Genomic DNA, 13054 nt, shown 5'->3' on the forward strand with positions numbered 1-13054 from the left:
GGGATGAGGGATCTGCCGTCACGTCGAGAACCGTGTCGGACCATCCGACGAACGGCACCCGTTCGCCGGACACCCGCGCCGACACCGGGCGACTGCTGCGGGAATGGCGGGAGCGGGCGCTGTTGACGCAGGAGCAGCTCGCCGCGCGGGCCGGGCTCTCCGTGCGCTCGATCCGCAGGTTCGAGCGCGGTGGCTCCGCGCAGAGCACGTCGATCCGGTTGCTCGCCGACGCGCTGGGGCTGAGCCCGGAAGAGCGCGCGGCGCTCGTCACGGCGACCCGCGAACCCGCTCAGGACCGGTTGCGTCAGCTCCCGGGCCCGTCTCCCCTCTTCACCGGGAGGGAGGCCGAACTCGCCGACCTCGACCGGATCAGGGACCCGGACCGCCTCGTGATCGTCACGATCGCCGGCATGGCCGGTGTCGGCAAGACGGCCCTCGCGGTGCAGGCGGCCCATCTCGTCGCGCCCCACTACCCCGACGAGCACATCTACCTCGACCTGCGCGGGTACACCCAGGATGGGCGCCCGGTCGAGCCCGGCGAAGCGCTCGAACGCGTGCTGCTCTCCCTCGGCGTGCCCGCCGAGCAGATCCCAACCGATCCCGAGGACCGCGCCGGGCTGTACCGCAGCCGGCTCGCCGATCACCGCGCGCTGATCCTGCTCGACAACGCGGCGTCCGAGGAGCAGGTGGCTCCGCTGCTCCCGGGAACGCCCGGCTGCCTCGTGCTCGTCACGAGCCGGCGGCTGCTCACCGGGCTGGACCACAGCCACGCACTCTCGCTCGACGTGCTCCCCCTTGCCGACGCCGTCGCCCTCTTCCGGCGCGCAGCCGGTGACCACCGCGTACGCGACGAGGCGCCCGGCCGACCCGACGAGCTCGTCGAGCTGTGCGGGCGGCTCCCCCTCGCCGTGCGGGTCGCCGCCGCACGTCTGAGATCCCGGCCGTCCTGGACGGTCACGCACCTGATCCAACGCCTGCGGGTGCGCCGGCACGTGCTCGCCGAGCTCGAGGCGGGCGAACGCAGCGTCACCGCCGCGCTCGACCTGTCCTACCAGCAGCTGCCTGCCGACCAGCAGCGCGCGTACCGGTTGTTCGGCCTCCACCCCGGACCCGATCTGACCGTGTCGGCGGCAGCCGCGCTGCTCGGCACGGACCGGCAGAAGGCCGAGCGGCTGATCGACGGCCTGCTCGACTCGCACCTCCTGCAGGAGCCGGCTCCCGGTCGGCACCGGTTCCACGACCTGGTCCGGTCCCACAGCCGCGCGAGAGCGGACCTCGACGAGCCCGAGCCCGCCCGGCGGGACGCGCTCACCAGGCTGTTCGCCCACTACCGCCACAGCGCTGCCGTCACCATGGGCACCGCCTACCCGTACGAGGGCGTCCGCAGGTCCGGCGTCGCTCGCACTCAGCCGCAAGAACACCACGGACGGCGAGGTCAGCACGGAGGAAATCGAGGCGTTCCTGGGCGTCGGGCCGGTTGACCGGTAGGTGACCGCCGGATGGCCTGGCCTCGGGCCACGTGCTCGCGGAGAGTCACGCCGTGCCGGGAGAACGACACGCTGTGAAACACACGGTGGCGCTGCTGACGACGCCGAACGCATCGATCGTCGAGCTGGGGATGCCGGCCGAGGTGCTCGCGCACAAGCGGTACGCGATGCGGTTCTGCGCGGCCACACCGGGCCGGGTCACGCTCGCGTCGGGCTTCTCGATCGAGGCGCCGCACGGCCTCGACCGGCTGGCCGCAGCGGGCACGGTGATCGTCCCGGGCGGCTCCGGCCGGCCGATCGACCCGCCGCCCGCGATCACCCACGCGCTCCGCACCGCCGCAGGCCGGGGTGCCCGGATCGTCGGGACTGGTTCCGGCACCTTCGTCCTCGCCGCAGCAGGCCTGCTCACCGGCCGCCGCGCGACCACCCGCCACGATCTCGCCGACGACCTGCGGCGCCGCTTCCCGCGCGTCCTCGTCGACGGCTCGGCGCCCACCGTCGTCGACGGCGGCATCCGCACCTGTGCGGGCGGCACCACCACCATCGAGCTGTGCCGGGAGCTCGCGCGGCACGACGACGGTCCCGCCAGCGCCGACGACCTCGCCGAGGTGATCGAGTGGGCCACCGCGCGGCTCGCCCAACCGCTCAGCCTCGCCGACCTCGCGCGGGCCGCGCACGTGAGCTCCCGCACCCTCGCCCGGCGGTTCGAGGCCGCGCTCGGCACCTCCCCGATGCAGTGGCTGCTCGCCCAGCGCATCCGCCGCGCCCAGCACCTGCTCGACACCACCTGCGAACCGGTCGAGCGGATCGCCCGGATGACCGGCTTCGGCAGCACGAGCAACTTCCGGCTGCAGTTCACCCGCGTCACCGGTGAGTCCCCGCAGTCGTACCGGCGCGCGGCGCGCGAGCGCGAGCACGTCGATCTGCCCAGCCGCGCGGGATAGCGAACGCGGCACGGGCCGCTCGGTCCGGCCCCGGCCGCGCGCGGTATCACCCCGCTGCGGTCTCCGCTCCTCCACCGCCGGACCAGGATGAGCCGGCGAGCGATCGCGAGGAGGGGACATGGCTGCGCTGCCACCGGAGTATCTGGACCCGAACACCCCGCCGGACGTCGTGGTGACCGATCTGCTGCGACCGCGCGTCGACGACCCGACGCTCGGGGTCCAGCTCGGTCCGCGCGACCCGGACGTCCCGGCCCCACCGACCGACCCCGTCCACCGGCTCGTCACGGTCGGTTCGCCGAGCTGGTGCGCGCGGTCGAGGCGATCGACACGCGGCGCGTCGTCCTCGCCACAGTGCCCCACGTGACCATCGCCCCGATCGCCAAGGGGGTCAACCCGCAGGCACCCGGCCAGAAGTGGCGCCCCGGCTCGCGGTACTTCCCCTTCTACACCGACCCCTGGATCGGCGAGGCGAGCTTCGACCCCGCCAAGCACCGGCACCTCACCCACCAGCAGGCGCGCGCCGTGGACTCGGCGATCGACCAGTACAACGACACCATCGCAGACGCCGTCCGCCATGCCCGCAGCCACGGCCGGGACTGGTTCCTCTTCGACCTGTGCGGGGTGCTCGACGGCCTGGCGTACCGCCGGTTCGTCACCGACGCCGAGGCCGGCGAACACCACGCCTGGCAGCCCCAGCGGCTCCCGTCGGACCTCGCGGACCTCGACACCCGCTTCTTCCGCTCCGACCGGACCGGCAGGCTGCAGGGAGGTCTCTTCGGGCTCGACGGCATACACCCGACGACCTGCGGGTACGGGATCGTCGCGGACGAGCTCGTCGGGGTCCTCGCGGCCGCGGGCGTCCCGGCCAAGCACGTCGACTTCGCCGAGCTGCCCAGCGAGGACACCCTCAACCAGAGGCCACCGGCGCTGATGGCGACGGCGTTCGACCTCGCGACACCGTTCCTGACGCGCCTCGTCTCGCGCGCTCGGTGAGGGTGGAGGGACCCGACGCCGAGCATCACGATCCACCACGACAACGCCCGGCTCCAGCGGCTTCCTCTACAAGCGGGGGTCCGGCTGACGAGTTCAGCCCCACACCGAACCGTCGCCGTCGCGGGCGACGACGAGTTCGGGGCGGAGCGCGCCGAAGAGCAGCGTGAGCATCAGGTCGGCGATGACGGCAGGCGGCTCCTCCTTGCGGTTGATGCTCCGCACGAGAAGCAGGTTGACGACGATGCCGCTGATCTCGTTGGCGGGCGGGTGGGAGCGCAGCTCACCGGTGGCCTGCCCGTGCTGGACGAGCAGCAGGAGTGGCACGTTGAGGGGAGCGAGGATCCGCGGGTCGGCCTCGTCATCGGGATCCGGCGCCTTCCCGGTGCGGATCGTGTAGTCGAACACGGCCGCCGTGAACGACGCCGTCAGCCCGCGGTGGTACCAGCTGAGGCGCGCCAGCGCGTTGACCTGGTCGACGAGCGCGTCGACGACGGGGCGTCCGGCGGCGATGTCCTGCTCGGCCTGGTGGACGAGGCCGCGGACGTGGGGTTCGTACACGGCGCCGAGCAGGGCGTGCTTGGTCGGGAAGTGGTTGTACGCCGTGGCCGGGCTGACCCCTGCGGCGTCGGCGATGTCCTCGATGCGCGTCGCGGCCCAGCCCCGGCGGCTGAAGGCGGAGTCGGCCGCCGCGATCAGCGCGGCGCGGGTGCGGATCCGCTTGGTCCGGGCGGCCCGGACCCGCGGGTCGGCCGGCCGCTCGTCCACGATCCACCGTCTCCCGGTCGTCCGACCACCCGTGCCGCCCCCGAACCGCGCTGACGGTACAACAGTGGATCCGCACGCCGGGCCGGTACTCGACCTTGAACTCGCCCGAGCCGAGCGGCAGCTGCCCACCCGGCCCGCGCGCGTGCCCCGGCGGGCCGGCACGCCCGCTCACGGCCGACAAGATCTCGCGGTACGAGGGACAAAGACCCGGCCCTCAGGGAATGCGGGAGTCCCACCAGGCGAGCACGCGGGTGCCGAACAGGGTGAGCCACTTCGACGGCTCTCCCGCCGGCACGTCGACCTCGAACCACACCCGGCCCGGGTGCCGGCGCGCCTGCAGCCAGGTGCCGTCCGGCTGCCTCGCAGCTCGGACGAGCTCGATCGCGTCGGCCATGCGCGGGTCGGGTGCCCTGCCGTCGAGCAGCGACGCCTCCCGGAAGTACTCGGCCGCATTCAGCACGTCGTAGGACCAGCGGAACGGATAGGCGAACCGGTCCACCCACGGTGCCACCGGCTCGCCGGTCGAGAGACGGCGGAAGAGCCCGCGGTGCAGCAGGTACTCCTCGCCGGACCGCCGGGCCGCGCGCGTGGCGTCCGTGCCCCCGGTCGCGGCGTCGTAGGCGAGCAACCCCTTGAGGGAGTTGAGCGTCGAGTGGAACGACGATCGCGTCGAGCCCTCGACCCATTCGCAGTTCCAGCCGCCGTCCGGCAGCCGGTGCTCGACGAACCAGTCGACGATGCCGCTGATCCCGGCGCCGAGCCACAAGCCGTTCTGGACGGTCCATGCGTTGATGCAGCAGTCGACCTCGCCGTCCCAGTACGGGAGGTTCTCGTACTCCCAGCGGCTGTTCTCGGCGATCAGCTCGGCCGTGCGGCGCTCCCGGAGGACGGCGGGGTCGAGGCCCCACTCGCGCAGCGAGTTGAGCGTCCACGTCGTCGCCGTCCACGGTTGCCCGGTCTCGCCCGTCTCGGGATCGAAATCCGCGGGGAAGAACGCGCCGCCCGCCCACTGCCCGTCCGGATCCTGGAGCGCCAGCAGCCGGGCGCCGAAGCCCTCCGTCGCGACCCGTGCCCGGGTCTCTTCCCAGACTTCGGGCGGTTCACCCATGAGGTCGCGCTCGACCTGCCAGCGCAATGCGGGGTCGGAGTCGCGAAGCCATGTGAGCAGGGCCTCGCTCGGCACGTGGCGACCGTAGCGCAAGTCAGTGCGATGCCGTGCCATGACAGCAGATCCGTCGCTGCGCTTCCGGTGCCGGCGATCGCCCGGGCGCCTCGGGCGGTTGTCCCGGCCGCGGCGTAAGGGTGTAATCCGACCTGGCACGGCAGCCCGGGAGGGGGCGAGGCGTGATGACGGCGTCAGGCCAGGCGAACCTCGAGTCACGGCGCCACGGCGTGGCACGGCTGTTCCCGGCCGCCGGGCTGGGGGCGTGCCCGGCACATCCGGACGTGCCGGCGGCGGCGCGGCCGCCCGGCGAGACCACGGAGGGCGCCCGGCGCTGCCAGCGGTGGACGCTGGCCGTGGTGTGCCTGGCCTCGGCGCTGCTGCTGTTCAACGTGACCGCACCGAACGTCGCGCTGCCGGCGATCGCGGCCGAGCTGTCCGCCGGGTTCAGCGCGCAGCAGTGGGTCCTGTCGGCGTACGCGCTGGTGCTGGCTTCGCTGCTGCTGGCGGGCGGCGCACTCGGCGACCGGTACGGCCGGCGCAGGCTGTTCCTGCTCGGCCTCGCCGGGTTCTGGGCCGGGTCCCTGCTGTGCACACTGGCGCCCACGTCGGGGCTGCTCATCCTCGGACGGCTGGTGCAGGGCGCGGGCGCGGCGGCGCTCTTCCCGTCCGGGCTCGCGTTGATCGCGGCGGAGTTCGACGGGCCGGCGCGGGCCAGGGCGATCGGGGTCTGGGGCGCGAGCGTGTCGGGCGCGATCGCGCTGGGCCCGTTGCTCGGCGGGATCCTCGTGGAGGCCATCTCCTGGCGCGCCCAGTTCGCGCTCGCCGTGGTGCTGGTCCTCCCCACCGCCGTGGTCGGGCTGCGGCACCTCCGCGAGAGCCGTGACAGCGCCGCGACCAGGTTGGACTGGCCGGGCGCCGCGCTCCTCACGGGCGGCATGGTGCTGGTGATCGTGCTGATCCAGCGGGGCAACGCGGTGGGCTGGCTCGCCCCGGTCACGCTCGCCATGGCCGGCGGGGCGCTGCTGCTGTTCGGGCTGTTCACGCTGGTCGAGTTCCGCAGCAGGACGCCGCTGATCGCGCCTGCGCTCATGCGCAATCCGACGTTCCTCGGCGCCACGCTGGTGGCCGTGGTGTTCGCCGCCGCCGGGTTCGCCCCGCTGGTGTACCTCACCCTGTTCCTGTTGCAGGTGCGCGGCTCGAGCCCGACGGTCGCCGGCCTGGAGGTCGCACCGTTCGCGGTGGCCTCGCTGGTGGTGTCGTTGCTGGCGGCCCGGGTGGTGGCCCGGCTCGGCGTGCGGGTCTCCCTGGTCGGCGGCCTGGTGCTGTGCGGCGTGGGCCTTGCGCTCATGCTCGACCTGGGCGCGGAGTCCGGTGGCCTGCGGCTGCTTCCGGCGCTACTGGTCTTCGGCATCGGCGCGGGCGTGGTCAACCCGACGATGACCGTCGCGGCGCTCAGCACGGTGGACGCCGCGCACAGCGGCATGGCGTCCGGGATCAACAACACCGCCCGCCAACTCGGCATCGCGGCCGGGATCGCAGGCCTCGGCGCCGTCTTCGAGTCCCGGCTCGCCGACGGGACGGGCTCCCGTCTCGCCGCAGGTGGGGTGCCGGGGCCGCAGGCCGTCGCCGCGGCGGAACTGGCCGCATCGGGCGACGTCGACGGCGCGGCGCGCTCGCTCGGCCGCGCCGCGACCGCACTCGTCCCCGCGTACACGACGTCCTTCTCGCAGGCGCTGACGATCGTGTTCCTCGTGGGGATCGGGGTCATCGCACTCGGTGTCCTGGTGGCCGCCGTCCTGATCCGTCCGGCCGGCGCACCGGCGACCGCATCCGTCCGGACCGGCGGGTTCACCGTCGTCGGGGACGCGGGCGGACGGCCGACCGATGCGACCTGCACGCACCTGGACCAGATCTCCCCCGGCGTGTCCCCCGGCACCGCCCAGGGATGCGAGGACTGCCTGCGCGACGGCGGCACGTGGGTCCACCTCCGCACGTGCCTGAGCTGCGGGCACGTCGGGTGCTGCGACGACTCCCCCGGCCGCCACGCGACCGGGCACTGGCACGCCACCTCGCACCCGCTCGTCCAGTCGTTCCAGCCCGGCGAGGACTGGGCCTGGTGCTACCCCGACGAGCTCCTCCTCGCGCCGAGACGGTGAGTAGCACGAGCGCACGCCGGGAAGTTCTGGAACCGTGATGGGGTGACGGTGAACGGCGAGAACCTCCGGCCCCTCGAGGAGGGTGTGGTCCGGGAGTTCGGGGGCACCGGGGAGAGGGTGAACCTCTCCTACGGGGCCTACCTGCACCTGGATCAGTTGCTGTCGGCCCAGCATCCGGTGAGCCGTCCGGTGCACCACGACGAGTTGCTGTTCATCGCGGCGCACCAGACCTCCGAGCTGTGGCTGAAGCTGGTGCTGCACGAGTTGCGGGCGGTGCGGGACCGGCTGCAGGCCGACGAGCTGCGCCCGGCGTTGAAGGGTCTGGCCCGGGTGAAGCACATCCAGCGCCAGCTCACCGAGCAGTGGTCGGTGCTGGCGACGCTGACCCCGTCGGAGTACGCGGAGTTCCGCCGGTTCCTGGGCACGTCGTCGGGGTTCCAGTCCTACCAGTACCGGGCGGTGGAGTTCGTGCTGGGCAACAAGAACCAGGCGATGATCCAGCTGTTCGCCCACGACGAGTCCGCCCGCGAGCTGCTGCAGACCGTGCTCACGGAGCCGACCGTCTACGACGAGTTCCTGCACCACCTGCACCGGCACGGGCACGCCGTGCCCGAACCCCTGCTGAGCCGCGACGTCACCCAGCCGCACACCTTCACCCCCGAACTGGTGCCGGTGTTCCGCCGCATCTACGAGCACTCCCGGGAGTTCTGGGAGGCCTACGAGACCTGCGAGGAGCTGGTGGATCTGGAGGAGAACTTCCAGCTGTGGCGCTTCCGCCACCTCAAGACGGTGGAGCGCACGATCGGGACCGTCCGGGGCACCGGCGGATCCAGCGGGGTCGCGTTCCTGCGCGCCGCGCTCGACCTCACCTTCTTCCCCGAGCTGTTCGCCGTCCGCACCGAGATCCACGCATGACCGGTACGCGCACGTGGGCGGAACGCGCCGCCGACCTGGATGCCGCCGACCCCCTCGCCGCACTGCGGGACCGGTTCCTGCCCGCGCCCGGGGTCGTGGCCTACCTCGACGGCAACTCCCTCGGCCGCCCGGTCGCCGACGCCGCGAACCGGCTGGGCGAGTTCGTGCACCACGCCTGGGGGCAACGCCTGATCCGCGGCTGGACCGAGGACGGCCCGGACGGCCCGTGGATGGACTGGCCGCAGCGGGTCGGGGACCGCATCGCCGCACTCGCCCTGGGCGCCGCACCGGGGCAGACCGTGCTGGCCGACTCCACCACCGTGCTGCTCTACAAGCTCGCCCGCGCCGCCGTCGACGCCGCCACCGCCGCCGACCCGGCCCGGCGGGTGATCGTCACCTTCGCCGACGACTTCCCCACCGACCGCTACATCGTCGACGCCATCGCCGCCGAGCGCGGCGGCACCGTCCGCCGGCTCGACGCCGACATCGCCGCGGGCGTCACCCCCGACCAGATCGGCGGGGCCGTCGGCCCGGACACGGCGCTGGTGCTGATCTCCCACGTCGCCTACCGATCCGGCTGGCTCGCCGACGCCCCCTCCATCGTCGCGGCCGCCCACGACGCGGGCGCGTACGTGCTGCTGGACCTGTGCCACTCCGCCGGATCCGTGCCGCTCGCCCTCGACGAGTGGGGCGTCGACCTCGCCGTGGGCTGCACCTACAAGTTCCTCAACGGAGGGCCGGGCTCCCCCGCCTTCGCCTACCTCCGCCGCGACCTGCACGACCGGCTGCGCCAGCCCATCCAGGGCTGGATGGGGCACGCGGAGCCGTTCACCATGGGCCCCGGCTACGTCCCAGCCGCCGGCATCCGGCACCTGGTGTCCGGCACCCCACCGATCCTCGCCGCCGTCCCCCTGCTCGCCTCCCTCGACCTGCTCGAGCAAGCCGGCATCACGGCCGTGCGCACCAAGTCACTCGCCCTCACCGGATACGCTCTCGACCTCGTCGACGCCTGGCTCGTCCCGCACGGCGTCCGGGTCATCTCCCCCCGCGAGCCCGAGCGCCGCGGCGGACACATCACCATCCACCGGCCCGGCTTCCGCGACGTCGTCGACCAGCTCTGGGCCCGCGGCGTGCTGCCCGACTACCGCGAACCCGACGCCATCCGCATCGGCCCGGCACCCCTGTCCACCTCGTTCACCGAACTCCACGACGGGCTCGCCGTGCTGCGCGACATCCTCGAAGGGCGGATCGGCTGACTCCGTGATCGGGGTCGGTCGGCCCGGGCGGGCTGTTGATCAGTAGGGTCACCCGGCCGGGGAACGGCTCCGGCCGAGTGCGTCTGGAGGCACTATGACCAACATCGTGCGTGGTCGCAGGCGATCGTCGATCGTCGGGCTGGCCCTGCTCCTCGGGAGCCTGGCGGCCGTGGTCGGTTCGGCGCACGTCATCGACGCCGCGCCGCGCCCGATCACGTCGGTGTCAGCGGCCGACACCGACCCGGGCGACCCGGTGGGGCTGTGCCGGATCACCCGCGCCTGCTGGGAGTGACCAACCCGGTCTCGTAGGCCGTGATCACCGCGTGCACGCGGTCGCGGAGATCGAGCTTCATGAAGATCCGTCCGACGTGGGTCTTCACGGTGACCTCGCTGACGTGGAGACGCTGGGCGATCTCCGGGTTGGTCAGGCCGTGTGCGATGTGGACGAGCACCTCGGTCTCGCGCGGAGTGAGCCGCGCCATCACCTCCGGAGCGGGTGAACGCTGCTCGGGGCGCGCGGCGAACTCGGCGAGCAGATCACGGGCGACGGCCGGTTGGAGCCAGGCGTCACCGGCGGCGACGGCCCGCGTAGCCGCGAGGAGGTCGGCGGGTGCCGCGTCCTTGAGCAGGAAGCCGGACGCCCCGGCGCGCAGCGCCTCGTGCACCGTGCGGTCGACGTGGTACGTCGTGAGGATGAGGACCTTCACCGGCCGGTCGGCGTCCCCGGCGAAGGCATCCGCGGTGACGCGCCGGGTCGCCTCCACCCCGTCCATCACGGGCATGCGCACGTCCATGATCACGAGGTCGGGCTGCAGGCGCCCGGCCTGATCGACGGCCTCGGCGCCGTCGGCGGCCTCCCCGACGATCTCGACGTCGGGCTCGGCGTCGAGCAGCATCGCCAGACCGCTTCGCACGAGTGGCTGGTCGTCCGCGACGATGACGCGGATCATGCGCGTTCCGCGGTGGCGACCGCGGGGGCCGGGACGGCAGCGGGCAGCGTGGCAGCGACCCGGAACCCGCCGTCGGGCAGCGGGCCCGCGGCGAAGTGGCCACCGACGGCCGCCACCCGCTCGTGCAGGCCGATCAGGCCGTAGCCGGACGCGGGCCGCGGCTCGACCGGGCCGGTCGGCGCGTCGTTGGTGATCGAGAGTTCCAGCTCGCTGCCGCCCCACCGCAGCTCGACGACGGTGGGCACGCCCACATCTGCGTGCTTCAGAACGTTGGTGAGGGCTTCCTGGACGATGCGGTACGCCGTCAGGTCCGCCCCCAGGTCGAGGGCGCGCGGCCGCCCGTGCCGCACGACGCGGGCCGGCACGCCGGCGGCGAGCACGCGCTGGACGAGGGGCTCGAGCTCGTCGAGCCCGACCCGGGGCTGCGTCTCGGGCTCGTCCGCGTCGCCGGACCCGTCGTCGTCCGGTCGCCCGTCGACGCGCAGGACGCCGAGCATGCGTCGCAGCTCGGTCATGGCCTGCGTGCCGGCTCCCTCGATGTCGGCGAGGGCCTGGGCAGCGCGGTCCTGCTTCCCGGCCGCCAGCACGCGGCGGGCGCCCGCGGCCTGCAGGGTCATCACGCCGACGGAGTGGGAGACGATGTCGTGCAGGTCACGGGCTATGCGGGCGCGCTCGGCGGCGAGGGCGTCCTGCGCCTCGCGGCGGCGCTGCCGCTCGAGCAGGTCGAGCCGCTCGTGGTGCGCGCGCGCCCACCGGCCGAGGCTCCACGCTCCGGCATTGACCAGCGAGAGCAGCGTCAACGACGCCACCAGCACGGAGAGCACCAGCTCGGGCGGGGACCCGGCGACCTCACCGGCGGTCAGGATCACCGTCGGGACAAGGCTCAGGGCGAGCGCCCAGATCCCCGCCGCGCGCGATGACCGGTTCGCCACGGCGAACAGGGCGATCATCAACCCGACCACGGGCCCGTACGACGGGATCGCGACCGCGGCGATCACCGCGTGCAGCCACATCACCGCGAACACCACGCGGGGTGCTCGGCGCCGCCAGAACAGCGCGACGAACCCGGCGGCCGCGTATCCGGCGACCCAGGCCGGAAACGCCTCGGCGCCCGAGAAGACCTGAGAGAACCCGACCAGGTCGAGCCCGCATCCGCCCACCACGACGGCGAGGTCGCGGGCCCGGTCGCGCCACTGCATCCGGGTCGGGGCGGACGTCATGATCGCATCATTTCGCACCGGATGCGTCCCGTCGTCCGCCCCCGGGCGGACGAGTCATGTCCTCCCGGGGAAGGACGCGCCGGTGCGTTGATCATTAGATCCTGCGCGCCGTCATGATCCGCTCGACGAACGTCGACACGCCGGGTCGATCCAGTACAGCAAACACGGGGGAATCCGTGAACCTCTTCCGACGATGTGCCGCCGTGCTCGCGGTGGCGACCGTGATGGCAGGGGGCACCGCCTTCGAGGCGAGTGCCACCACGTCCGCCAAGTCCGACACGTTCGGTCCGGCCGTCATCACCGATGTCCCTAAGGCTCCGGACACCACGAAGGGCGAGAAGCCGATCCAGAAGGTGGTGGCGCTCGCCACGATCGACACCACGCTCCAGGCCGGCAGAACCGCGTACGTCTACTCCACGGTGACCGCCTCCGAGGCCGACGACGTCAACCTCATCGACAACGAGGTGCGGTGCTCGGGGGCCGGCAAGGCGAACGTCGTCATGGGCGAGAACGTGATGCCGCGGACCAGCGGATCCCCGCTCAGCACGATCACTGTCGTCACCCGGTTCCTGGTCAAGGCGACAACCTCCGGCGAGCTCACGTGCAACCAGTACCTGCGCACGGCGTCCACCTCGCCCAACGTCTCCCGCGAGACCGTGAAGAGCGAGCTGCGGTTCGCGTCCGAGGACGTCATCGGCGACGTGAACGGCGCGGCCCTCCAGCGCTCCCTGCCGCCGGGGAACACGCCCGTGACGTCCTCGGTCACGACCCCCGTCCTCAGCGGCAGGATCCCGGCCGGTCTCAAGGAGCTGGCCGTCATCGCCGACGTGGAGTTCCACCGTTGCAACACCGCGTCGAAGTGCACGGTCAAGGCCCGCTTCGCGCTGAGCGTGTCGACCTCGGGCGGCGCGAACTGCCCGTCCGCTCCGGTCGCCCAGATCGAGCGGACCCTGCAACGGGGCGTCAACCACGCCGCGGTACCGCTCTACACCATCGTCCCGCTCAAGGCCGGCTGCACGGACTTCCAGGCCAAGGTGACGACCACCCACCTGGCAGGCGACCCCGGTTCCGTGGGCGGCGAGGTGAAGCTCCCCGACAAGACCGGCCCGATCACCTCGGACCCGAAGCACGACTCCGCGATGACCCACGTCTTCGCGGTTCCCAGCTAGCCGATAAGCGTTTGCCGGCACGGCTACCGTCACC

At 72.9% G+C, this 13054-nt stretch carries 13 protein-coding genes; 9 read left to right on the forward strand and 4 right to left on the reverse strand.

Features of this window, described 5'->3' with window-relative positions; translation table 11 throughout:
* Nucleotides 1-32 precede the first annotated feature (32 nt).
* From FHX44_RS10110 to FHX44_RS10125, 4 genes are all read left to right on the forward strand, one after another.
* Entirely contained in the window at nucleotides 33-1481 is a 1449-nt protein-coding gene (locus tag FHX44_RS10110; protein WP_212612407.1) for an ATP-binding protein, read from the forward strand.
* Between the two features lie 80 nt (nucleotides 1482-1561).
* Nucleotides 1562-2431, forward strand: a complete 870-nt coding sequence (locus FHX44_RS10115) for a GlxA family transcriptional regulator (RefSeq protein ID WP_147255246.1) — start codon at nucleotides 1562-1564, stop codon at nucleotides 2429-2431.
* Nucleotides 2432-2549: 118 nt separating this feature from the next.
* Entirely contained in the window at nucleotides 2550-2795 is a 246-nt protein-coding gene (locus tag FHX44_RS10120) for a hypothetical protein (RefSeq protein ID WP_147255247.1), read from the forward strand.
* Complete coding sequence (locus tag FHX44_RS10125) at nucleotides 2792-3424, forward strand: hypothetical protein (protein WP_147255248.1); 633 nt, start codon at nucleotides 2792-2794, stop codon at nucleotides 3422-3424. Before FHX44_RS10120 ends, FHX44_RS10125 begins: the two co-directional genes overlap by 4 nt.
* 93 nt (nucleotides 3425-3517) lie before the next feature.
* Here the strand turns inward: FHX44_RS10125 and FHX44_RS10130 are convergent, their stop codons facing one another.
* Together FHX44_RS10130 and FHX44_RS10135 are read right to left on the reverse strand one after the other, a co-directional pair.
* The gene (locus tag FHX44_RS10130) at nucleotides 3518-4189 is read right to left on the reverse strand and encodes a TetR/AcrR family transcriptional regulator (protein WP_170308861.1); all 672 of its coding nucleotides are present in this window, start codon (nucleotides 4187-4189) and stop codon (nucleotides 3518-3520) included.
* 214 nt (nucleotides 4190-4403) lie between these two features.
* Nucleotides 4404-5297, reverse strand: a complete 894-nt coding sequence (locus FHX44_RS10135; protein WP_425469183.1) for a squalene cyclase — start codon at nucleotides 5295-5297, stop codon at nucleotides 4404-4406.
* Nucleotides 5298-5536: 239 nt separating this feature from the next.
* Here FHX44_RS10135 and FHX44_RS42720 point away from each other — a divergent pair, with 239 nt between their 5' ends.
* From FHX44_RS42720 to FHX44_RS10155, 4 genes are all read left to right on the forward strand, one after another.
* Nucleotides 5537-7510 carry an MFS transporter gene (locus FHX44_RS42720; RefSeq protein WP_147255251.1) on the forward strand — a complete coding sequence of 658 codons (1974 nt, stop codon included), beginning with the start codon at nucleotides 5537-5539 and terminating at the stop codon, nucleotides 7508-7510.
* A 48-nt stretch (nucleotides 7511-7558) separates the two neighbouring features.
* Nucleotides 7559-8425 carry a tryptophan 2,3-dioxygenase gene (locus FHX44_RS10145; RefSeq protein ID WP_212612964.1) on the forward strand — a complete coding sequence of 289 codons (867 nt, stop codon included), beginning with the start codon at nucleotides 7559-7561 and terminating at the stop codon, nucleotides 8423-8425.
* On the forward strand, nucleotides 8422-9681 hold the full coding sequence (locus tag FHX44_RS10150) for a kynureninase (RefSeq protein WP_147255253.1): 1260 nt from the start codon (nucleotides 8422-8424) through the stop codon (nucleotides 9679-9681). The genes FHX44_RS10145 and FHX44_RS10150 overlap by 4 nt, the downstream gene beginning before the upstream one ends.
* 94 nt (nucleotides 9682-9775) lie before the next feature.
* Nucleotides 9776-9973: a hypothetical protein gene (locus tag FHX44_RS10155; protein ID WP_147255254.1), complete on the forward strand. Its 198-nt coding sequence runs from the start codon at nucleotides 9776-9778 to the stop codon at nucleotides 9971-9973.
* On the opposite strand, the gene FHX44_RS10160 is transcribed toward FHX44_RS10155, so the two are convergent.
* Entirely contained in the window at nucleotides 9951-10631 is a 681-nt protein-coding gene (locus tag FHX44_RS10160; RefSeq protein ID WP_147255255.1) for a response regulator transcription factor, read from the reverse strand. The genes FHX44_RS10155 and FHX44_RS10160 overlap by 23 nt on opposite strands.
* Nucleotides 10628-11851 (reverse strand): sensor histidine kinase, encoded by a 1224-nt coding sequence (locus FHX44_RS10165; RefSeq protein ID WP_147255256.1) that lies wholly within the window; start codon nucleotides 11849-11851, stop codon nucleotides 10628-10630. Before FHX44_RS10165 ends, FHX44_RS10160 begins: the two co-directional genes overlap by 4 nt.
* Nucleotides 11852-12027: 176 nt before the next feature.
* Here FHX44_RS10165 and FHX44_RS10170 point away from each other — a divergent pair, with 176 nt between their 5' ends.
* A complete protein-coding gene (locus FHX44_RS10170; RefSeq protein ID WP_147255257.1) occupies nucleotides 12028-13020 on the forward strand; it encodes a hypothetical protein in 993 nt (330 codons plus the stop codon).
* Nucleotides 13021-13054: the final 34 nt, after the last annotated feature.

Origin of the sequence: Pseudonocardia hierapolitana (assembly GCF_007994075.1) — a bacterium.
Classification (GTDB): domain Bacteria; phylum Actinomycetota; class Actinomycetes; order Mycobacteriales; family Pseudonocardiaceae; genus Pseudonocardia; species Pseudonocardia hierapolitana.

Bases quoted from the DNA above. Each gene is read 5' to 3' on its own strand.
- FHX44_RS10120 (WP_147255247.1), top strand. From the start codon at position 2,550: ATGGCTGCGCTGCCACCGGAGTATCTGGACCCGAACACCCCGCCGGAC.
- FHX44_RS10135 (WP_425469183.1), bottom strand. From the start codon at position 5,297: ATGGGTGAACCGCCCGAAGTCTGGGAAGAGACCCGGGCACGGGTCGCG.
- FHX44_RS42720 (WP_147255251.1), top strand. From the start codon at position 5,537: ATGACGGCGTCAGGCCAGGCGAACCTCGAGTCACGGCGCCACGGCGTG.
- FHX44_RS10150 (WP_147255253.1), top strand. From the start codon at position 8,422: ATGACCGGTACGCGCACGTGGGCGGAACGCGCCGCCGACCTGGATGCC.
- FHX44_RS10155 (WP_147255254.1), top strand. From the start codon at position 9,776: ATGACCAACATCGTGCGTGGTCGCAGGCGATCGTCGATCGTCGGGCTG.
- FHX44_RS10160 (WP_147255255.1), bottom strand. From the start codon at position 10,631: ATGATCCGCGTCATCGTCGCGGACGACCAGCCACTCGTGCGAAGCGGT.
- FHX44_RS10165 (WP_147255256.1), bottom strand. From the start codon at position 11,851: ATGACGTCCGCCCCGACCCGGATGCAGTGGCGCGACCGGGCCCGCGAC.